General features: G+C 67.0%; 22 protein-coding genes. 8 read left to right on the plus strand and 14 right to left on the minus strand.

What is annotated here, in order from left to right:
* Window positions 1–11: 11 nt before the first annotated feature.
* On the minus strand, window positions 12–689 hold the full coding sequence (locus AC5Y30_RS03720) for a hypothetical protein (protein ID WP_499916391.1): 678 nt from the start codon (window positions 687–689) through the stop codon (window positions 12–14).
* Between the two features lie 175 nt (window positions 690–864).
* Between AC5Y30_RS03720 and AC5Y30_RS03725 the strand changes: the two genes are divergently transcribed.
* On the plus strand, window positions 865–1,119 hold the full coding sequence (locus tag AC5Y30_RS03725) for a hypothetical protein (RefSeq protein WP_499916393.1): 255 nt from the start codon (window positions 865–867) through the stop codon (window positions 1,117–1,119).
* Between the two features lie 68 nt (window positions 1,120–1,187).
* Here the strand turns inward: AC5Y30_RS03725 and AC5Y30_RS03730 are convergent, their stop codons facing one another.
* The 3 genes from AC5Y30_RS03730 to AC5Y30_RS03740 form a co-directional block, all read right to left on the minus strand.
* Window positions 1,188–2,642 carry an aldehyde dehydrogenase family protein gene (locus AC5Y30_RS03730; protein WP_499916395.1) on the minus strand — a complete coding sequence of 485 codons (1,455 nt, stop codon included), beginning with the start codon at window positions 2,640–2,642 and terminating at the stop codon, window positions 1,188–1,190.
* A 174-nt stretch (window positions 2,643–2,816) separates the two neighbouring features.
* Complete coding sequence (locus AC5Y30_RS03735; protein ID WP_499916397.1) at window positions 2,817–3,716, minus strand: NAD-dependent epimerase/dehydratase family protein; 900 nt, start codon at window positions 3,714–3,716, stop codon at window positions 2,817–2,819.
* Window positions 3,717–3,737: 21 nt separating this feature from the next.
* Window positions 3,738–4,922, minus strand: a complete 1,185-nt coding sequence (locus AC5Y30_RS03740; protein WP_499916399.1) for an acyl-CoA dehydrogenase family protein — start codon at window positions 4,920–4,922, stop codon at window positions 3,738–3,740.
* Between the two features lie 75 nt (window positions 4,923–4,997).
* On the opposite strand from AC5Y30_RS03740, the gene AC5Y30_RS03745 reads away from it, so the two are divergent.
* Together AC5Y30_RS03745 and AC5Y30_RS03750 are read left to right on the plus strand one after the other, a co-directional pair.
* A complete protein-coding gene (locus AC5Y30_RS03745) occupies window positions 4,998–5,378 on the plus strand; it encodes an NYN domain-containing protein (protein WP_499916401.1) in 381 nt (126 codons plus the stop codon).
* Window positions 5,375–6,328, plus strand: a complete 954-nt coding sequence (locus AC5Y30_RS03750) for an NAD(P)H-dependent flavin oxidoreductase (RefSeq protein WP_499916403.1) — start codon at window positions 5,375–5,377, stop codon at window positions 6,326–6,328. The genes AC5Y30_RS03745 and AC5Y30_RS03750 overlap by 4 nt, the downstream gene beginning before the upstream one ends.
* 21 nt (window positions 6,329–6,349) lie before the next feature.
* On the opposite strand, the gene tpx is transcribed toward AC5Y30_RS03750, so the two are convergent.
* Window positions 6,350–6,844 (minus strand): thiol peroxidase, encoded by a 495-nt coding sequence (gene tpx, locus AC5Y30_RS03755; RefSeq protein ID WP_499916405.1) that lies wholly within the window; start codon window positions 6,842–6,844, stop codon window positions 6,350–6,352.
* Window positions 6,845–6,954: 110 nt separating this feature from the next.
* Here tpx and AC5Y30_RS03760 point away from each other — a divergent pair, with 110 nt between their 5' ends.
* Both AC5Y30_RS03760 and AC5Y30_RS03765 read left to right on the plus strand, forming a co-directional pair.
* Window positions 6,955–7,905: a GlxA family transcriptional regulator gene (locus AC5Y30_RS03760; protein ID WP_499916407.1), complete on the plus strand. Its 951-nt coding sequence runs from the start codon at window positions 6,955–6,957 to the stop codon at window positions 7,903–7,905.
* Window positions 7,906–7,922: 17 nt separating this feature from the next.
* Window positions 7,923–8,666 carry a DJ-1/PfpI family protein gene (locus AC5Y30_RS03765; protein ID WP_499916409.1) on the plus strand — a complete coding sequence of 248 codons (744 nt, stop codon included), beginning with the start codon at window positions 7,923–7,925 and terminating at the stop codon, window positions 8,664–8,666.
* Between the two features lie 33 nt (window positions 8,667–8,699).
* Here AC5Y30_RS03765 and AC5Y30_RS03770 read toward each other — a convergent pair whose 3' ends face one another.
* Window positions 8,700–9,176 carry a nuclear transport factor 2 family protein gene (locus AC5Y30_RS03770; RefSeq protein ID WP_499916411.1) on the minus strand — a complete coding sequence of 159 codons (477 nt, stop codon included), beginning with the start codon at window positions 9,174–9,176 and terminating at the stop codon, window positions 8,700–8,702.
* Window positions 9,177–9,234: 58 nt separating this feature from the next.
* Between AC5Y30_RS03770 and AC5Y30_RS03775 the strand changes: the two genes are divergently transcribed.
* On the plus strand, window positions 9,235–10,005 hold the full coding sequence (locus tag AC5Y30_RS03775; protein ID WP_499916413.1) for an SDR family oxidoreductase: 771 nt from the start codon (window positions 9,235–9,237) through the stop codon (window positions 10,003–10,005).
* 17 nt (window positions 10,006–10,022) lie between these two features.
* Here the strand turns inward: AC5Y30_RS03775 and AC5Y30_RS03780 are convergent, their stop codons facing one another.
* Window positions 10,023–10,694, minus strand: coding sequence for a hypothetical protein (locus AC5Y30_RS03780; RefSeq protein ID WP_499916415.1), 672 nt, complete (start codon window positions 10,692–10,694; stop codon window positions 10,023–10,025).
* Between the two features lie 150 nt (window positions 10,695–10,844).
* The gene (locus tag AC5Y30_RS03785; protein WP_499916417.1) at window positions 10,845–12,686 is read right to left on the minus strand and encodes a fatty acyl-AMP ligase; all 1,842 of its coding nucleotides are present in this window, start codon (window positions 12,684–12,686) and stop codon (window positions 10,845–10,847) included.
* 208 nt (window positions 12,687–12,894) lie between these two features.
* On the opposite strand from AC5Y30_RS03785, the gene AC5Y30_RS03790 reads away from it, so the two are divergent.
* Complete coding sequence (locus AC5Y30_RS03790; protein ID WP_499916419.1) at window positions 12,895–13,362, plus strand: SRPBCC family protein; 468 nt, start codon at window positions 12,895–12,897, stop codon at window positions 13,360–13,362.
* Between the two features lie 56 nt (window positions 13,363–13,418).
* Here AC5Y30_RS03790 and AC5Y30_RS03795 read toward each other — a convergent pair whose 3' ends face one another.
* From AC5Y30_RS03795 to AC5Y30_RS03815, 5 genes are all read right to left on the minus strand, one after another.
* Window positions 13,419–13,790 (minus strand): hypothetical protein, encoded by a 372-nt coding sequence (locus tag AC5Y30_RS03795; RefSeq protein WP_499916421.1) that lies wholly within the window; start codon window positions 13,788–13,790, stop codon window positions 13,419–13,421.
* 80 nt (window positions 13,791–13,870) lie between these two features.
* A complete protein-coding gene (locus tag AC5Y30_RS03800) occupies window positions 13,871–14,059 on the minus strand; it encodes a hypothetical protein (protein WP_499916423.1) in 189 nt (62 codons plus the stop codon).
* A gap of 186 nt (window positions 14,060–14,245) precedes the next feature.
* Window positions 14,246–14,536: a GlsB/YeaQ/YmgE family stress response membrane protein gene (locus AC5Y30_RS03805; protein ID WP_499916425.1), complete on the minus strand. Its 291-nt coding sequence runs from the start codon at window positions 14,534–14,536 to the stop codon at window positions 14,246–14,248.
* A gap of 106 nt (window positions 14,537–14,642) precedes the next feature.
* Complete coding sequence (locus tag AC5Y30_RS03810; protein WP_499916427.1) at window positions 14,643–15,806, minus strand: LLM class flavin-dependent oxidoreductase; 1,164 nt, start codon at window positions 15,804–15,806, stop codon at window positions 14,643–14,645.
* Window positions 15,807–15,970: 164 nt separating this feature from the next.
* Entirely contained in the window at window positions 15,971–16,399 is a 429-nt protein-coding gene (locus AC5Y30_RS03815; protein WP_499916429.1) for a hypothetical protein, read from the minus strand.
* Between the two features lie 170 nt (window positions 16,400–16,569).
* Between AC5Y30_RS03815 and AC5Y30_RS03820 the strand changes: the two genes are divergently transcribed.
* Window positions 16,570–16,830: a hypothetical protein gene (locus AC5Y30_RS03820; RefSeq protein WP_499916431.1), complete on the plus strand. Its 261-nt coding sequence runs from the start codon at window positions 16,570–16,572 to the stop codon at window positions 16,828–16,830.
* 199 nt (window positions 16,831–17,029) lie between these two features.
* Here the strand turns inward: AC5Y30_RS03820 and aceA are convergent, their stop codons facing one another.
* Window positions 17,030–19,318 carry an isocitrate lyase ICL2 gene (gene aceA / locus AC5Y30_RS03825; protein ID WP_499916433.1) on the minus strand — a complete coding sequence of 763 codons (2,289 nt, stop codon included), beginning with the start codon at window positions 19,316–19,318 and terminating at the stop codon, window positions 17,030–17,032.
* Window positions 19,319–19,408: the final 90 nt, after the last annotated feature.

Consider the following 19,408-nt stretch of genomic DNA (forward strand, 5'->3'; position numbering starts at 1 on the left):
CCGGCGCCGCCCTACTGCCCGGCCCTGCCTCCGGCGAACCAGGCGGCCGTTACCGCGCGGGTTGCAGGCGGTGCAAGGACGGCGTCGGGCGCGCCCAGGCGACCGACTTTGACGGTCCACACCGGCGATGAGCGGTCGATGCAGGTTCCTGCGCCCTGGCTGGGCAGCCACAACACGGCAGGGTCGCTCCCGCCGCTGCCGCCGCAACCGTAGACGCCGACGTATCCGTCGGCGCGCCCACCCCACGCGCCGCCGTTGCGCAGCAGGCAGTGCGTCCCGTCGTCGAGGGCGAGCGCGAACGGGTCCGGATTGGCCGTCGAATGCACGGGCGGAAGCTGGCCGTCGAACATCACCCGGTGCATCCGCAGGTCCCACGGATCATCAACGCACAGAAGAGATCCCGGGGTTGAGGGCCAGCAGGTGCCGGCTCCGGCCGCGCTCGGCGAACAGTAGTAGACGTTGTCTTCAACCGCCGACGGCGACGGTTGCGAGCAGTTGTCGGCCCGCCCGACGTTGCCCGGTCCGGATGCGACCTTGTAGCCGTTCATCGCTTCGCCGCCAGGCCCGACGGCCATCACGGTGATCACCTCGGTGGACGGCGGGTCGGCGCCCGCGGGGCCGCCCGACGGGGTTGCGATCAGCGCAGTCAGCAGGGCGACCCAGATTAGGGCCACGCGGGGCATGTTCATCGAGGCAACCCTTCTCCAGGCCTCCTGTGCAGCGTAGAGCGCACGCGAGGGTTGCGGCGCGGAATCGGCGGTGCGGTCGGCGGCAGCCGATTGGGATCGGTAGCCGCCTTGCGGCTCTGTACTTACCGCAACGACGCCGCCACTCAAGGCGGCGCCCCAGGAAAGGAAGACAGCAATGAACATCGTGCCGACCAGCATCCAAGAACAGATCAACCGCGTCGATCGCCAACGGAGCCTGTACATCGGGATCAGCACCGGCCTACTGGCGGTCTGGAGCTTTTACCGGGTGATCTGGATGCTTTATATCGGAATGACTTTCGGCTGGTTTTTCGGCGCGATGGCCTTCCAGCTGGTGCTGTGGGCCGTGATCGGCACCGTCGCCGCGGTGGCCGCCGTCGGGTTCCTCACTCGCTACCGCAAGGGATCTTGACACGTCCGACGGGCATCGGAGCAGTCCCGGACCTGGTCGGTCCGGGACTTCCTTGTGCGACAACAGGTTTAGAGCTGGGCCCACACCGACTTCGTCTTCAGGTAGATCTCGAGGCCCTCTTTACCGAACTCGTGACCCCAGCCGGACTGCTTATACCCGCCGAACGGCACATCGTGGTCGAAGACCAGCTGGCAGTTGACCTGGACGCTGCCGGCCTGCAGTCGCCGCATGATGCGGTGGGCCCGGCCGAGGTTCTCCGTCCATGCGGTGGCGGCCAGGCCGTAGGTGGTGTCGTTGGCCAGCGCCACGGCCTCGTCCTCGTCGTCGAACGGCAGGATGGTGACCACCGGACCGAAGATCTCCTGTTGGTACAGCCGCATGCTGGTGTCGACGTTGGTAAGCACCGTCGGGTGGACGAAGTAGCCCTTGCGGTCCAGCCGGTGGCCGCCGGTGACCACCTCCACGCCGTCTTTCATGCCCTCGTCGATGAAGCCCATGACCCGGGTCAGCTGCTTCTGACTGATCAGCGGCCCGCTGACGCAGCCCTCCTCGCTGGGGGCGCCCAGCTTGAACGAATTCGCCATCATCGCAATGCCTTCCACGACCCGGTCGTAGACGCCGCGCTGGGCGAAGATGCGCGACCCGCACACGCAGCCCTGGCCGGAGTGCACGAAGATGCCCAGCGACGCCATCATGATGGCGTTGTCCAGGTTCGCGTCGTCGAAGATCAGCACCGGCGATTTCCCGCCGAGTTCGAGCGTGACCTTCTTCAGGTTGTCCGCCGAGGCCCGCACGATCTCCTTGCCGACCTCGGTCGAGCCGGTGAAGGCGACCTTCTGCACATCGGGGTGTGCGGTGATCGCGGCGCCCGCGGTGTGGCCGTAGCCGGTCAACAGGTTGACCACCCCCTCGGGCACGCCGGCCTCGTGGACGAGTCGGTCCAACAGCAGCGCCGACAGCGGCGTCTCCTCGGCCGGTTTGACGAGCAGGCTGCCGCCCGCGGCCAGTGCCGGGGCAAGCTTCGCGCTGGCGTTGAAGATCGGGCCGTTCCACGGGAAGATCAGGCCCACCACGCTGTACGGCTCTTTGAGCGTGTAGGCGTGCATGTTGACGTAGTTGTCGGTCGCGATGCCGTCGGTCTTGACGTCGTACGCGACACCGTTGATCTTCGAACACCAGCCGGCGTAGTAGCGGAAGAACTCCGAACAGGTCGACATCTGCAACTGTGCCTGCAGCAGCGGCATGCCGGTGTTGAGCGAGTCGAGCTGGGCGAACTCCTCGGCGTGTTCGTCGATCAACTCCCCGATCCGCCACAGGATCTTGGCTCGCTCGCGGCCCGGAAGCTCTGACCAGATCCCCGACTCGAACGTCGCCTTCGCCCGCGCGGCGGCCTCGTCAACCGCCTCTTGCCCGCAGTCGGTGAATTCGGTGATGGTCTCCTCGGTGGCGGGATCGATGACCGCGATGACGTCACCCGTTCCGGGGCGCTTGCGAATGTCGTCCAGTACCGCCTGCACCGTCATCTGATCCCTTTCGTATTGCCAGTCGTGGCGCCCCGGCGCCCCATGCGCTCAGTGCTGAGCACTTGCTTAGCATTGTGCACACGGCTGGTCAAGCACGATCGGCTCGGCCGCCGAACGTCGAGTCGTCGGGGACTACTTCAAGAAATCGGCACCACAAGTCGATGGTCGGCGCGTCTATGCGACGAGCTCCGGGTGAAATTTCGCCGCCATGCGGCGGATTCCGTCGCGCCAGTCGACCGAGGTGCCGCCGATGAGTTCGTGCATGCGGTCGATCGTGGTGGGGTTGCCGCGCAGCGCTTGTTCGCTCGCCTCGAAGATCGGCTCCTTGCCGACGAGTGAGCCGAGGTAGTCGCACCACTCCTGCAGGCTGACCGTCTGGTCGCCGCACCAATTGACCGTGGTCGCTGGAACGGACGCGACCTCGAGCAGCTTGGGAATGGTCGCGATGATGTCGTCCTCGTGAATCGGGTTGTAGCGGGCGGGCTCACCGGGTGGAACGGGAATCGGGATGTCGCCCAGCATCATCTCCATGTGATAGAACGGCCATCCGCCGTTGTCGCCGTAGGGGACGTTGAGCCGGGCGATCGTGGTGGGCACGCCGACGATGCGCGCCACCGATCGCGCGACCACCTCCCCGGCGATCTTGGAGATCGAGTAGGTGGGAAACAGCGGCTTGTGGTTGTCGCCGAGGGCGGACCGCTCGCTGCGGGGGTCGTCGCCCGGCGGGTCGTACACGGCGGCCGACGAGCAATGCAGGAAGGCTTTTGCGTTGCGGCAGTGGGCCATCAGCAGGCCGACCGACTCGGCGTTGGCCGCCAGGTCTTTGTCCCAGCTTCCGCTCTTGGCCACCGCCAAGTTGAGGACATAGTCGAAATCCGTTGGCAGGGCCGTGAAGTCGCCGGCCGCGAGATTCACCTTCTCGCAGCGAATCCCGGCCTTTTCGAGGCCTTCCCGCGCGGCGGGGTCGGTGAAACGAGCGATTCCCCAGACCTCGTTGTCGGCGGCGAGCGCCCGGGCGATGGGGGTGGCGATTTGACCGGTCGGGCCGGTGATCAGGATTTTTGAGCCACGCATGCGCGCAATGGTAGCCAGTACCTACAGCCCGGGCTGGTCTTCGATGATGCCCAGCCAGATCTGCGCGACGTCGATGGCGACTTTCTCGCTGATGAAGGCGTGCTGGGTTCCGGTGTAGATGTCCCGGAAGGCGCGTTCCAGCCGGCTGCCTTCGCGGATCGAACTGGTCCCGGCGGCCAGATGCGCCCACTCGGCACAGCCACGGGCCGTGTCGGTGGCGTAGACGGCGGCCACCCGCATGTCCGCACGCAGCGCCGGTGTCAGCTCCTCCCCCGACTCCACCGCGGCCTCGGCGGTGGTGAACGCGTCGAGGACCAGGAGCCGAGCCGCGCGCCAGGCGGCGCGGTGATGCGCCAAGCCCTTCTGGAAGGTCGGGCGGCTGGCCAGCGACGCCATGTCGCTCATGCGGAACTTCGTCGCGGCCAACTCTTGGACGTCGTCGAGCATGCTCTTGGCCACGCCCAGCGCCCACGACGCGTGCCCGGCGGCGGTCACCGGCATCAGCCCCATCCGGGTAGCCGGCGACGTCCCCCGGTAGGGCTGACGCACGAACAGTTCGAACGTGCGGCTCTCGGGAACGAACACCTCCTGCGCGCTGTAGTCATAGGAACCGGTTCCCTTCAGCCCCTGCACGAACCAGCCGTCGTTGAAACTGATCTCGGCCCGCGGAATCACGGCCACCCGCATCTCGGGGAAACCCTCGCTGATCCAGCGCATCTGGCCGTCGTCCATCGGCATGAAGCCGGCCGCAACGTATTCGGAGTGACCGATGCCCGAACCGAAGTTCCACGCGCCGGTCACCAGGTAGCCGCCGTCGACGGCCGCGCCTTGTCCGTTGGGGAAGAACTGGCCGCCCATCGTGACCCGGTTGTCGTGCGCGGTGAACACTTCGGCGAAGCCCTCGTCGGGCAGATACGCCGCCGCGGCGAAGGACGACGGCAGATTGGCGATCCCTATCCAGCCGAACGACCCGTCCTGCCAAGCCATTTCGATCCAGGTCTCGATCATCTCGGTGAACGACGGCTCGACACCCCCGGCCACGACCGGGTTGAACGCCGACATCAGCCCGCTGGACCACATCGCATCGACGATCGCCGGCGTGAGGGTGCGCATCCGCTCGGATTGGGCGGCTTCGGCGCGCACCAGCTCTCGCATACCGCGGGCCAGCGCGACAACCCGGTCTGCGGTGTCGGCGATCGAGGTCATGAGGGTGACCGTATCAACCACCGACGGCTTTAAGAATGGGAATCACCTGCCGCGCGCGTCGTTTACGGTGTGGTGGTGCGGTGGATTGTCGACGGCATGAATGTGATCGGAAGTCGTCCCGATGGCTGGTGGAAGGACCGCAACGGTGCCATGGTCGCATTGGTGGAAAGACTGGATCGATGGGCGTCGGGCCAAGGAGAAACCGTGACAGTGGTTTTTGAGCGACCCCCGTCGACGGCCATCACTTCATCGGTGGTCGAGGTCGCGCACGCACCCCGGGCGGCCGCGAATTCGGCCGACGACGAGATCGTCCGCCTCGTGGCGGCCGACGCTGCGCCGCACGACATTCGGGTCGTGACATCCGACAGAGCGTTGACCGAACGGGTGCGAAGTTTCGGCGCATCCGTCCACCCGTCGGAAAGCTTCCGCGACCTCATCGATCCGCGGCACCGATGACCGCCGGCAACCTGAGTGGCGCACCCAACCGGGTCTGCGCGCTTGCACAGATCGACATCCCGATCATCCAGGCGCCGATGACGTATATCGCCGGGGCCCGGCTGGCCGCTGCGGTGTCGAACGCCGGTGCGTTGGGCGTCATCGAGACCACCTCGGACCAGGGGCGAGCCGACCTGCGGCGGGTGCGCGAGCTGACCGACGGGGCGGTCGGCGCGAACATCGCCTTGCTGTTCAACCGTGACCCGGCAATGGTGGAATTGCTTGTCGCGAACGGCATTCGGTTCGTGACCACGTCGGCGGGCAGCCCGTCGGTGTTCACCGAGCGGCTCCACGACGCGGGCATCACGGTGTTTCACGTGGTGGGCACCCTGGCCGCGGCCAAGAAGGCCGTCGACGCCGGCGTGGACGGGCTGGTGGTCGAGGGCGTCGAAGGAGGCGGGTTCAAGAACCGGTTCGGGGCGTCCACCATGGTGCTGCTGCCGTTGGTGGCGGCCCACGTCGACATCCCGATCGTGGCCGCCGGAGGGATCTGCGACGCGCGGTCCATGGCGGCCGCTTTTGTTCTCGGCGCCGAAGCGGTGCAGATGGGCACCCGGCTCCTCGCGTCGGCGGACTCGCCGGTGCACGGCAACCTCAAGCAGGCGGTCGTCGACGCCGACGAGACCGGCACGGTGATGCTCCCCCTCGACGGCACCCGGATGATGCGCGTCATCCGCACGCCCGCCGCCGAGCGGCTTGACGCCGCGACGTCTGCCGCAGAGGGCGCCGCGGCACTACAACGCGTGCAGCGGCTCTACTTCGACGGCGACCTGGACGCCAGCGTCGCCAACACCGGTCAGGTGGCCGGCCGCATTCGAGATCTGCCGCCGGCCGCCGACATCATCAAGGAGATGTGGACCGGCTGCCGCGAGGTGCTGGCGGCCACCTCAAAGCGAGTGGGCCAGCCCTAGCTCAGGCCGCCCAGGGGGCGATCAGCTCGCCGCCGCCAGCGCCGCGTCGTAGTTGGGCTCCTGCGCGATCTCGGGCACCAGTTCGGTGTAGGAGACATTGCCGTCGGCGCCGATCACCACGATGGCCCGGGCGAGCAAGCCCGCCATCGGACCGTCCGTGATGGTGACCCCGTAGTCCTCGCCGAAGCTGTCGCGGAATGCCGAACCGCTCTTGACGTTCTCGATGCCCTCGGCGCCACAGAAGCGCGCCTGCGCGAACGGCAGGTCCTTCGAGACGTTCACCACGGTCGCCCCGCCACCCGCGGCGCGCTCGTTGAAGGTGCGCACGCTGGTGGCGCACACCGGTGTGTCGATAGACGGAAAGATGTTGAGCACCAAGGGCTTACCGCCGAATTGCTCGCTGCTCACCGGGGCCAGATCGCCGCCGACCAGACTGAAGGCCGGGGCTTTGGATCCGACGGCAGGCAGCTCGCCGACAGTGTTGATCGGGTTTCCACGCAACGTTATCTGTGCCATGGGCAACAGTCTGCCAAGGCCGCCGCGGCCGCGGTGGGGCAGGTCCCATGTCCTAATTAGTGGGATACATGGCGTAGACGACGCACCCCGGCGTGCCCAACACTGAATCCATGGCGCGCAAAGTGGTGATCGTCGGCTTTCCCGGCGTGCAGGCGCTCGACGTGGTGGGACCTTATGACGTCTTCACGGGCGCATCGCTGCTGACGGGCGGCGGCTACGAGGTCGTGATGGCGTCGGTCGCCGGGCAGCCGGTGCGGACGGCCACCGGCCTGTCCTTCGTGGCCTCCCCGTTACCGGAGCCGGACGACCGGATCGACACGGTCGTGCTGCCCGGGGGCGCCGGTGTCGACGCCGCCCGTGCCGACGCCGAGCTGGTCGCCTGGATCAAGACCGTCGCCACACACGCCCGGCGCATCGTGACGGTATGCACCGGCGCGTTTCTCGCGGCCGAGGCGGGCCTGTTGGACGGGCAACGGGTGACCACCCACTGGGCCTTCGCCGACCGGTTGGCCGATGAATTCCCCGCCATCGACGTCGATGCCGATCCGATCTTCGTGCGCAGTTCGGAGACCGTATGGACCGCCGCGGGCGTCACCGCGGGCATCGACCTCACGCTCGCGCTGATCGAGGACGATCATGGCACCGAGCTCGCGCAGACGGTCGCGCGCTGGCTCGTGCTGTATCTGCGCCGGCCGGGCGGGCAGACGCAGTTCGCGGCGCCGGTCTGGATGCCGCGGGCCAGGAGGGACTCGATCCGCGACGTGCAGGAGACCATCGAGGCCGAGCCGGGCGGCCCGCACAGCGTCGAGGATCTGGCTCGCCGTGCCGCGATGAGCCCGCGCCACTTCACCCGGGTGTTCACCGCCGAAATCGGCGAGGCGCCCGGCCAATACGTCGAACGCATCCGCACCGAAGCCGCCCGCCGGCAACTCGAGGAGACCGACGACACCGTCGTCGCGATCGCGGCCCGGTGTGGCTTCGGCACGGCGGAAACCATGCGACGCAATTTCCTTCGCCGCGTAGGCATCTCGCCCGACCAATACCGCAAGGCCTTCGCCTGACACCGAAAGGACTCTCAATGACCCAAATCGCCATCGTGGCCTATCCGGGATTCACCGCGCTGGACATGATCGGTCCGTACGAGGTGCTGCGCAATTTGCCCGGTGCCGACGTGCGCTTCGTGTGGCACGAAGCGGGGCCGATCACCGCCGACTCCGGTGTGCTGGTCATCGGCGCGACGCACTCACTGGCCGAAACCCCTTCCCCCGACGTGATTCTCGTCCCAGGGGGTCCATCGACGCCGGTTCACGCCCGCGACGAGGCGCTGCTCGACTGGTTGCGGCGGGCCCACCAGGGCGCGAGCTGGACGACGTCCGTGTGCTCGGGATCGGTGATTCTCGCGGCGGCCGGCCTGCTCGAGGGCCGCCGTGCGACGTCGCACTGGCTGACCGTTCCCGCGCTGAAGGCATTCGGCGCGGTTCCCGTGGCCGACGAGCGGATCGTGCATCAGGACGACATCGTCACCTGTGCGGGCGTGTCCGCCGGGCTCGACCTCGCGCTGTGGCTGGCCGCACGGATCGGCGGCGAATCCCGCGCGAAGGCGATTCAACTCGCGCTCGAATACGACCCGCAGCCGCCGTTCGACTCGGGTCACACGTCGAAGGCCTCGGCGACCACGAAGGCCGCCGCGACGGCGCTGCTCTCCCGCGACAGTGTGAAACCCGCCAACGTGAAAGCCACGACCCTGCTCGCCTGGGAGCAGGCGCTGGGCAAGGTCCGATCGCGGCGGACGCGCGCGCGTGTCGCTGCCCGCACACCGTAGGTAGTCAGCAGAGCGCTATCGCCGCCAGAGGCGTCAAGCGCCGGGCTGCAGGATCTCCGTCGTGGCGAGCTGCCCGCCGGCCTGCATCCAGGCCGCAACGACGCCGGGAGCGTCGCGGTCGGGGTTGTAGATGTCTTCCTCGCTGGAGAACAGCCCGTCGCCCGCATAAACCAGCCGGGTCCAATTCGGGAACCAGAACGGTTGACCCTTCGGGTCGGTCGGGTGGTCCAGGAGGTTCTTGATCATGACGACGACGGCGTCGTTGTCGTCGTCATGGGCGACCCAGTCATTGGGAAAACGCATGTGCGGGAACGGCGCCATCACCGCGACGATCCAGTCGCGGACCGCTTCGCGCCCGTGAAAGACGCCGTAGTGGTGCTCGGTGTAGACGACGTCCTCGGTGAACAGATCCGCAAACGGTCGCCAGTCGCCCGAGGCGCTGCACCCTTCGACGACTTTGGTGTAGTTATCGACGGCGTTATCGATTTCTGCCCTGCTGAATTTGCCCATAGCGGACACACTAGAACGTGTTTCGGTTTTGGGTCGCTCGTATGAATGGGGATCTCGGATGAACGTCATGGACTTGTTCAGCCTGCGCGGTAAGCGGGCGTTGGTCACCGGGGCGTCCAGCGGTATCGGCAGGAAGGTGGCCCAGGCCTACGCCCAAGCCGGCGCCGATGTGGCCATCGCGGCCCGCAATGTCGGGGCCCTGCACGACGTCGCCGACGGGCTGGCGGCGGACGGTGCCGGCAAGGTGGTGCCGATCCGATGCGACGTGACCCGGCCCGAACAGGTGAGCAGCATGGTGGATCGGGTGGTCGCTGAGCTGGGCGGCATCGACGTCGCGGTGTGCAACGCCGGCATCATCACGGTCGCGCCGATGCTGGAGATGTCGCCCGGGGAATTCCAGCGCATCCAAGACACCAACGTGACCGGCGTGTTCCTGACCGCGCAGGCGGCGGGCCGGGCGATGGTGGCCCAGGGCCGCGGCGGTGTCATCATCAATACCGCCTCGATGTCGGGCAGCATCGTCAACGTGCCACAACAGGTCGGCCACTACTGCACGTCCAAGGCGGCCGTCATCCACATGACCAAGGCGATGGCAGTCGAGTTGGCGCCGCACAACATTCGGGTCAACAGCGTCAGCCCCGGCTACATCCTGACCGAGCTCGTCGAGCCGTTGACGGAGTATCACCGCCAATGGGAGCCGAAGATACCGCTGGGCCGCATCGGCCGACCCGAAGAGCTCATCGGCTTGTACGTCTATCTGGCCAGCGAGGCGTCCAGCTATATGACGGGTTCTGACGTCGTGATCGACGGCGGATACACCTGCCCGTAGCTCACGCCCTGCGTCGCCTATCGCTCCAGCTCGCCGGAGATCCCGCGCTCGAGGTTCGCCTGCGTCGCGGACGGCAGCACCAGCAGGCCGTCGAGTTCGTTGCGGGCCACATCGTATGCGCGCTGGCGTTCGTGCGCCGCCGCCGCGGGGTCGGCCGCGACTCGTAACAGGCTCTGCGCCCGCGCGATTCGCTGCTGATCCGCCCGGGAGAAATCGTTGCGGCGCCTGCGGATCGCTTCGGCCTCGGCGGCGTCGAATGCCGTGACGTAGTCCTCGACAGCGGCCATGTATTGCGCAGCACCGTCACGGTCGTCGAGCAGATCCTCGGCCTTGACGGGGCGCAGGAAATCGGCCCGCAGCTTGGCTTTGTGGAACGCGATGGTGTTTGCGTCGCGCATGTCGGTCATCAACGGAAAGTCCAGCAGCTTGGCGACGTCGAGCTCGTATTCGAGCCAGCGTGCATCGGTGCGGCCGTGCTCGTCGAGCACTCGTCGGACCGAGCGCCACTGGGACGCCTGACTGACACCGGCACCGTCGGGGGCGGGCGGGTTGGGTGGTCGTGGTCGGCTGACCTCCTGCGGTTGCCCGTCGGTGCGCCGTCGGCCGAATGCGCGCACGGCGGCGACGATCGCGCCCGTCAGCGGTAGGAGCACGATCAACAGCTCCGCCAACCGGAATAGCAAGCCCACACGGCCAGGATGCCACCAAGCATCGCGGGCGTTCGGTCAACTCTGCGGGCGTCCCCCGAGCCCATCGCGAAACAAAGCCTGCCGCAAGGCCTGTTCGCGCGGATCGCTCCAGAGGCGAAAGCCGAGCCGGTTCATCGTTCGGCTTGCCGATCAGCGGACGCCCAGGGCGCCGCCGAGGTATTCCGCTCGGCAGGCCCGGCGGGCGAGCTTGCCGCTGGTGGTCCGTGGGATGGCACCGGCGGGCAGGAGGCGCACGTCTGACACGGTCAGACCGTGCCGCTGTGCGACCGCCGCGCGGATTGAGTCGATCGCCGGCTGTGGATCCTGACGGCTGGTGCCCGCGGCGCGTTCGGCGACGACGACGAGCCGGGCGGCATCCGGCGCATCGCCGTCCGGCACGGCGAACGCCGTGACGTATCCGCGCCGCACGATCTCGGACGCTTCGGCGACGGTGGCCTCGATGTGTTGCGGGTAGTGGTTGCGGCCGTCGATCGTCACCAGGTCCGCGAGCCGGCCGGTCACGTACAGCTCACCGTCGAGATACACGCCCAAGTCGCCGGTGCGCAGCCAGGCGCGGTCGGGTCCGGCGGCTTCCGCATGGCTGCCGTCGGCGAGCCGCGATCGCAGCACGGCGCCGAATGCCCGCCGCGTTTCGTCCGGCAGACCCCAGTAGCCGCGGCCGACGTTGTTGCCCTGCAACCAGATTTCGCCGACCTCGCCGTCCGGCAATTCCGATCCGCTGGCGGCGTCGACGATGACGGCCCATTCGCTGCGCGCGACCTGGCCGCACGACACCTGTGCCACGGCGTTGGGGGAATCCGCGTCGACGGGCACCGCGTGCCCAGCGCCCAGCCGTTCCGAGTCGAAGTACACGGCCGTCGCCTCGGCGGTGGGGGCGATGGTCGCGACGAACAACGTTGCCTCGGCGATCCCGTATGAGGGTTTGAACGCGGTCTTGGGCAACCCGTACGGTTCAAATGCCTTGTTGAAGGTCCTGATCGCGTCGATGCTGACGGGTTCGGAGCCGATGATCATCACCACGTTGCGCAGATCGATGTCGTCACCGCGGCTGGGCAGGCCGCGCTGCGCGGCCCACTCGTAAGCGAAGTTCGGCGCGGCGGTGACGACGTTGCCCTGCCGCGACCCATCGGACAGGGCCTGGATCCATCGCTGCGGCCGGCGAACGAACGCGGTCGGCGACATCAGCGTGGAGTGGCCGCCGTAGACGGCCGGGAAGCCGATCATCGACAGACCCATGTCGTGGTAGAGCGGAAGCCAGCTGACGCCGTGGGTGTTTCGGTCCAGCAGGTCGATGGACAGGATCATCTGCACCAGATTGGTGCCCACCGCGCGGTGGGTGATTTCAACACCGACCGGCGGCCGGGTCGAGCCTGACGTGTACTGCAGATGCGAGACGTCGTCCATGCCGAGCTCGGCAGGCACGAACGACTGCCCGGCCGAGTCGGGTATCGCGTCGATCTCGATCACGCGCGGCCGGCGCAGGTGCGGGTGGCCGTCCAGAAACTTCTGCACCGCCTCTCGCGCGGTTGTCGTCGTGAGTACGAGGGTGGGCGCGGAATCGCGCAGCGCGGTATCGAGCCGTTCGGCGTGCCCGGGCAGCTCAGGAGCGAATAACGGGACCGCGATGGTTCCGGCCTTGATCGCCGCGTAGAAGCCGGCGACGTAGTCGATGCCCTGCGGCGCGAGGACCGCAACGCGCTCACCACGACTGGCGGCTTGCTGGATGCGCGCACCAATGGCTTCCAGCCGGACACCGAACCGGCTCCACGTCACCTCTTCGGCATCTCCGCCGGCCGAACGGCTGTAGTCGAGATAGCGATACGCCACGGTGTCACCGACGTTCGCGATGTTGCGGTCGATCAGCGATATCAGGTTGACCCCGGGCGGCAGCACGATCCGGCCCGCCGCGTCCAGGCAGTCCTCGATCCGAAGTAGGCCATCCGGGCCGTCGTGCCGGGAATCGCGATCCATAACTGCAGTCTAGGCAGGCCGATGGGACCGTCTCGCTGCGGCGAATCGGCAAATGTCAAGAGCGGCGGGCGCATTCGACGATTCCGTCAGACGTTCGATCAGCCCGGGATGGCGGCGCTTCACCCGGCCCCGCCGACGCCCAGCCCGGGCGGTACCCTACCGGCGAGCGGCGTCCAGGGCCGTCCGTCCGCTACTACCAGGAGTTGTCATGCCGGGCCGCAACTATTCCTTTGAAGTCAACCGCACCAGCAGCGCGCCACCCGCGACGGTGTTCCGGTTGGTGGCCGACGGCGCCAACTGGTCGCAGTGGGCCAAGCCGATCGTCATGCACTCGAGTTGGGCCCGCCAGGGCGATCCCGCGCCGGGCGGCGTCGGGGCGATCCGCAAGGTGGGCATGTGGCCGGTCTACGTGCGGGAGGAGACGCTCGAGTACGAGCCGGACCGTCGCCACGCCTACAAGCTGGTGGGGCCCTCAGCTCCGGTCAAGGACTACACCGGCGAGGTGGTCCTTACGCCTAACGCGACGGGCGGAACCGACATCCGCTGGACCGGCGCGTTCACCGAAGGCGCTCGCGGGACGGGCCCGCTGATGCGCGCCGCCATGGGCGGAGCGGTTCGGTTCTTCGCGAGCCGGCTGGTGAAGGCGGCCGAGCGCGAATCCCAAGGCGGGCGATAGCTTTCCGGCAGGGCGCATGACGGCCGCGCCGAGCGGCCGCCACGCTTCGATCACGCTTACGGGTTGTTGAACTGGTTCTCGTAGGTATGTTGCTGCTGCATGTCCCGATTGAACTGCTGCTCGGCCTCGTCGTTTTGTTCTTGGGCTTGCTGCATGGACTGCTGCAACTGCTGCTGATTGAGCTGCTGCTGCAGCTGGGCTTGATCGTTGTCGCCATCGGCCGCGAAGCCCCCGGTGCGATCCGGCTGGGGTGAAAGGGCCATGTCCGTCAGCCGCACCGATCCCGATGCCACCGAGGTCTCGGCGGCCAGGGGCTGCGCCACGTACCAAGCCGGCAGGGCCACGGTCGCGGCAGCCGCGAGAATGAGGCACGGCGACAGCCGACGCCGCACGCCGCCGATCGTGGAATGAGGGAGGTCGGTGGTCACCCTTCAGGTATGCGCCACGTCCTTAGCTACCCGCTGGGCGCTGGCTGTCGCCTCGATATGAAGCCGCCGGCGATGTCGATTCAGGCGGGCACCTGAAGGAGAAATTCCCAACCGGAGTGCGCCGACAGATGTTCACCCCGCGCGACATTTGCAACGCCGGCGGGTGGCAACGGATCGCACCGCTGCCGCTCTTGAGCTCGAGCCGCGCGGCGAAGAGCCGCCAGGCGGATGGCCGCCACCGCCTGCAGATCCTTGTCGATGTCACGCATCGCGTGTTGCCTTAACATGAGGCCGGTCCCTCCAGAGCGATGGTCGCCACGCTTTCTCGGGTTTACCCAGCTGGAATGGTTCTTAAGCGCACGGAGCACCGGAATCACCGCAGCGATCCTTTTACGCGCCAACCACATGGTCAAGCGTGGCGTCTCGAGCGCCGGTCCCCTTGACCCCTCAGCCGGTTACCGGCGAAGCAACCCGGCACGGCGGGCGCGGCGGCCGCGCACGGTTTCCCAGAGCGCGATGAGGACGATGGCAGCACCGATCCCGATCAGAAATGGAACCCAAGCGATTCCGCCGTTGGCGTTGTGGTAGCCGAACTGGCTGGCCACCCATGAACCGATCAGGCCACCGAGGGCGCCGAGCGCGATGGTCATGATCATGCCGATGTCTTGCTTGCCCGGCATGAGGAGACGCGCAATCAAGCCGATGAGCGCACCCACAACGATGGCGAGAACTATTGACCCGATCATTGCTGGAACTCCTGTCGTAACGGTGCCCGGTGTAGGCCCCACCTTCGACTAGGGGTTCCCTGAACCGGACGACATATAACACACAGGTTGAACGGGCCGGACTTCGTTACTGGGACGCTTTTTCGCTTTCATACTTCTCGGTCATGTGCGCCACGGCGTCTAACTGCGACTGGGCCAAGGCATCCCGAGCCTGACCGGCACGGGCGGCGGCATCCAGCGTCGGCTGCGCCTGGCCCTGGAAATGTGGCATGACTTCGGCGGCGAACAGTTCGGCCGACCGTCGGGTGGCGGCGGGGTTAGCCCACTCGTGGCCCATCTGCAGCATGCAGCCGAAGCCGCCGGACTGATCCCACAACCGCTGCACCTGTTCGCGCGCTCGCTCCGGCGTACCGATGACGCCCGCCCCGTTCTCATTGATGACGTCGATCATTTCGTCGAGCTGGTCTCCGGGCATCGTCATCTGCGGGAAGGCCGCCACCTTCTGGAAGTAGCGAAACCACGGCTCGATGCCGAACTTGACCTCTTCGCGCGCCTGCTTCTCGGTCTCGGCGAGGTGGAACAAACCGACCAGGCTCCAATTGTTGCGGTCGACCTGCGTGCCGAAGGCCGCGGCGCGCTCCTCGACGATGCCCCAGTGGTAGGACAGCGCATTGAATCCTTCGACGGTCAGGGTCGCCCCGATGGACAGCAGGCCGATGCCGTGCTTGCCGGCCAGCCGCGCACCCGTCGGTGACGCGACCGCGGCGACCGACAGCGGGATCCCGCCGTCGGAGTATGGCGCAAGCTGCAGCTTGGCGTCGAAGAGCTGATGGGTGGCGGTTTTGGCGCTGACCGTCTCGCCGGCCAGCAACCGCACGACGATGTCGAGGTTGGTTTCCAGGAGCTCGCGGGTGTCGGTCGGGGTCAGGCCGATCATGGACGAGTCGCTGGGCAGCGAGCCTGGCCCCACACCGCCGATAATGCGGCCGTGCGTCAGGTGATCCAGCAACATCAGCCGGTCGGCGACCCAGAGCGGATTGTGATACGACAGCGAAATGACCCCGGTGCCGAACCGGATGCGTTCTGCCCGTTCCGCGGCGGCAGCTATGAAAACCTCTGGGGAACTGATGATTTCGCTACCGGCCGAATGGTGTTCACCCAACCAGACTTCGTCGAAACCCAGGGCGTCGAGGTGCTCGATGAACTGCAGATCCCGCTGCAAGGCCAGCGTCGGGTTGGTGCCCGCGCGGTGGAACGGGGCGATGAAGTATCCGAATCTGAGCTTCGACATTGACGTCCCCTTGCATCCGAGTTGCGGAGAACCATAACTCGGATAACGGGTTGGGCCCTAGGCCCAGACAAGGGTTCAGCCGATGGGGCCAGGTGATCCCGGCCCCACCGGCTATTCGAACAAGTCTTGAGGTCTTCTAGTGATGCGAGACGCGGTTCGCCCGATCAGTAACCGCCGCAGACGTTGCCGATGCATCCGCCGCCGCCGCCCGGTCCGCCGCCACCGCCGCCGACGCCGGGAATGCTGCCGCCGCCACCGCCGGGGCCACCGCCACCGGTCGGGCCGCCGGGAATGCTGCCGCCGCCACCGCCGGGGCCACCGCCACCGGTCGGGCCGCCCGGAATGCTGCCGCCGCCACCGTTGGGTCCCCCACCACCGTTCGCGCCGCCGGGTTGACCACCGCCGCCGTTCGGGCCGCCCGGTTGACCACCGCCGCCGGGCGCAGTGGAGGGCGCGACGCTGGACGACGGGGTGGTGGTCGGAGTGGTCGTGGTGCTCGGGCCACCTTTATTGCCGCCGCCGCAGGCAACCGACAACACGAGCATCGCCGCACCGCCGAATAGCGCGACCGTCGTCCTCGGTCCTGATCTCATCGGATCCCCCAATCTCCACATGCGCCACTTCGCGCCGCCCACCTTTTCTTACCCCACGGCGCGACCGCGCAAACAGATTGAGGAGCCAAGACCGCGGCAGACAAGATGGCCCATTGCGCGGATGCGATGGGCCATTGCGAACGGTCCTTGGCTAGCAATTCGCTCCGGGAATGCAGCCGGTGAGCGTGGCGACGTGCACGCCCGGCGCTGGCGCGCCAGTCTGCATCGTCGCGACGCCGGAGGATGAATGCGTCGCCGGCGTCGAGGCGGCGCCCGTCGGGCTAACGCCGGTGACACCGAATCCGACCGTCAAACCAACCGCCGCCGCCCCGCCGAACACGGCTAACGCGTTCCTGATTGTGGTCCTCATCAGGCGCTCTTCTCTGTTCGGGGCGTTTGTTAAATCTAAACGCAAGTTTGTTACAAGCTAAATCCTACACTTAAGCAACTATCCGCTAGGTAAATTTTTGGCATCGCGTGTGGAAGCGAACCGAAGCAGGGCGAGCACCCAGCCACAGGCGTGGTCGAATCAGGGGCATGGCGACGTGCCGATGCACGGCGACGCCGGGTTCTAGGACCGCTCAGTGGCGGCCACGCCGGTCGACGGGGCCGGCGCGACCGAGCCGCTGGCTAATCTTCTTTGTTGATCAGCTTGCGCAGCGCGACCCGGTCGGACTGCAGCAGTTCGGCAATGCGGGGCCGGTTCACCTCGGCGACGATGATCTCACCGACCTCCTGATAGACCTCGCTGAAGATGCCGTGCGATTTCATCTTCGCGGTCTGATACTGGTTGTCCTCGGTCGGCGTCACATAGATCACCGCGTCGGCCTTGAAGCGGTGCACCAGCCACAGGTGGATCAGCGTCATCAGCCGCTTCTGTCGTAACTTCTCGGCGAAGGTGTTCTGGTCGCGCACCTGGAGGATGCTGCGACCGTGCCGGTCCTTGATCGGGTCGACGATGACGTTCGCCAGCTGCTCGTCGTCGTTGCCGTAGATGCCGAGTTCGAGCACGTCCGAGCCGGCCCGGCGCGGCCGCAGTTGGACGCGGAGTTTCTCGTCGAGCTTGTAGTTCTCGCTCCACATCGCCAGCCACTCCTCGAGCAGCTTTTTCGGCACCTCGGTCTGCACCAGGTGCTGGTGCTGAGTCGAGCCCTCGCCCATCGCCTTGGTGGTCGCGGTGCGGCCCGAGGAGGCAGTCAACGCCGCATCGCTGCGCGGGCCGCCGACCAGCGTTTGTGGTGTGCGGTAAGGCGATTCGACCAGGCGCATCTTGCGCTGCAGGCGGGCCAGCGCGAGCATGCCGTCCTGTTGCAGCGAGGTCGCGAACTCCTCGGCCGCGACGCCGTCGATCTGGTGCCCGCCGTAGGTGATGAAGTTGAAGACGAAGCCCATCTTGCCCAGTTCCTCAGGGAACTGTTTCATCTGCTCGTCGGTCATGCCGGTGGTGTCCCAGTTGAACGACGGCGACAGGTTGTAGGCCAGCATCTGGTCGGGGAACTCGGCGTGGATGGCGTCGGCGAACTGCTTGGCGTCGGCCAGGTCGGCGGTCTTGGTCTCCATCCACAGGATGTCGGCGAACGGCGCGGCCGCCAGTGATTTCGCGATCGCGTACGGGATGCCGCCGCGGATCTGGTAGTAGCCCTCGGGCGTCTTGGACAGCTCGCAGTCCCAGCCCGGGTCCACACCCAATTCTTTCGCCTTGGCCTTGGCGGAGTACAGGGACGCACGCGCCGCGAAGGCTCGCCATTCGTCGACGCTCATATCGGCCGGCTCGCCCTCGCTGGCATCGAACTCGAGCACCTCGGCGACGGCCTCGCCGTAGGTCATCAGCCCCGCGTCGTCCTCCCAGGCCGCGACGAACCGGGACTCGACCTGGTCGAACAGGTCATCGATCGAGTGTTGCCCGTTTTTGCGCCAGGCATCGACCGCGTCGGAGATGACGCCGTGGATGCCCTGCCGCTCGAGCCAGGCCCCGGCCTCGGCGTACTCCCCCTCGGGCAGCGCATAGAGAAGGTGGCCGTTGAGGTCTTTGACGCCCAGTTCGTAGAAGCGGCGCACCATCGCCAGGAAGCATGACTTGTACGACGGGATGTTGAGGTTGGTGGCGCCGAGCAGGAACGGCTGGTCGCGCTCGTCGGCCCGGCTGTCGAGCAGGTTGGCCGCCTCGGCATCGGTACGGGCGACGATGATGCCGGGCACCTTCATGATGTCAAGCTGGAAGCGAGCGGCGTTGAGCCGTTTGATCTGCTCATCCGACGGCACCAGCACCTTGCCGCCCTGGTGGCCACACTTCTTGGTACCGGGGCGCTGGTCCTCGATGTGGTACCCCGGCACGCCGACCTCGACGAACCGACGGATCAGGTTGCGCACGTGGGGATCGCCACCGTGGCCGGTGTCCGCGTCGGCGATGATGAACGGCCGGTAGTCGTACTGCGTGGCGGTCGCCCGCTGCTGCTCGCTCATGTTCAGGCGCTGGTATTGCTGGTTGCGGTCGGCAGTCAGCAGGGCGCGCACCAGCACGGCGGCGTCGTCGGGCACCTGACTCAGCGGGTAGCTGGCGAGGTCGGGTCCCGGGTCCTCGGTGGTGGAGCCCTTGGCCGACGTCGCCCAGCCGCCCAGGTAGATCCCCTCGATACCCATGCGCTTCATCGCGACGGCCTGGCCGGGCGAATACGGGCCGAACGTGGTGATGCTCTTCTTCTCGGCGAACAGCTCGCGCAGCCGTTCGTAGAACGCGGCCGCCGCGTTGCGGGCGACGGTGTAGTCGGTGGGGATCGTGCCGCGCTGTTCCGCTACCTGGCGGGCGGTGAAGAGGCGCGTGATGCGGGAAAAGCGCGGGTCGTCGAAGTATTGCTGCGTGGCAGCGACCTCGTCGTCGAACGACGGCCGGACCTGTGTGTCCTTGTCAATGATCGCCATGCCTTACGCTCCTCTTCGCACACGATTCCAATGAATGTGAGTCTATCCCCGGCAACGGCAGTTCAATCAGGGGTCGAAGCACTCGAGCCA

It is taken from the genome of Mycobacterium sp. NGS27, assembly GCF_059813005.1.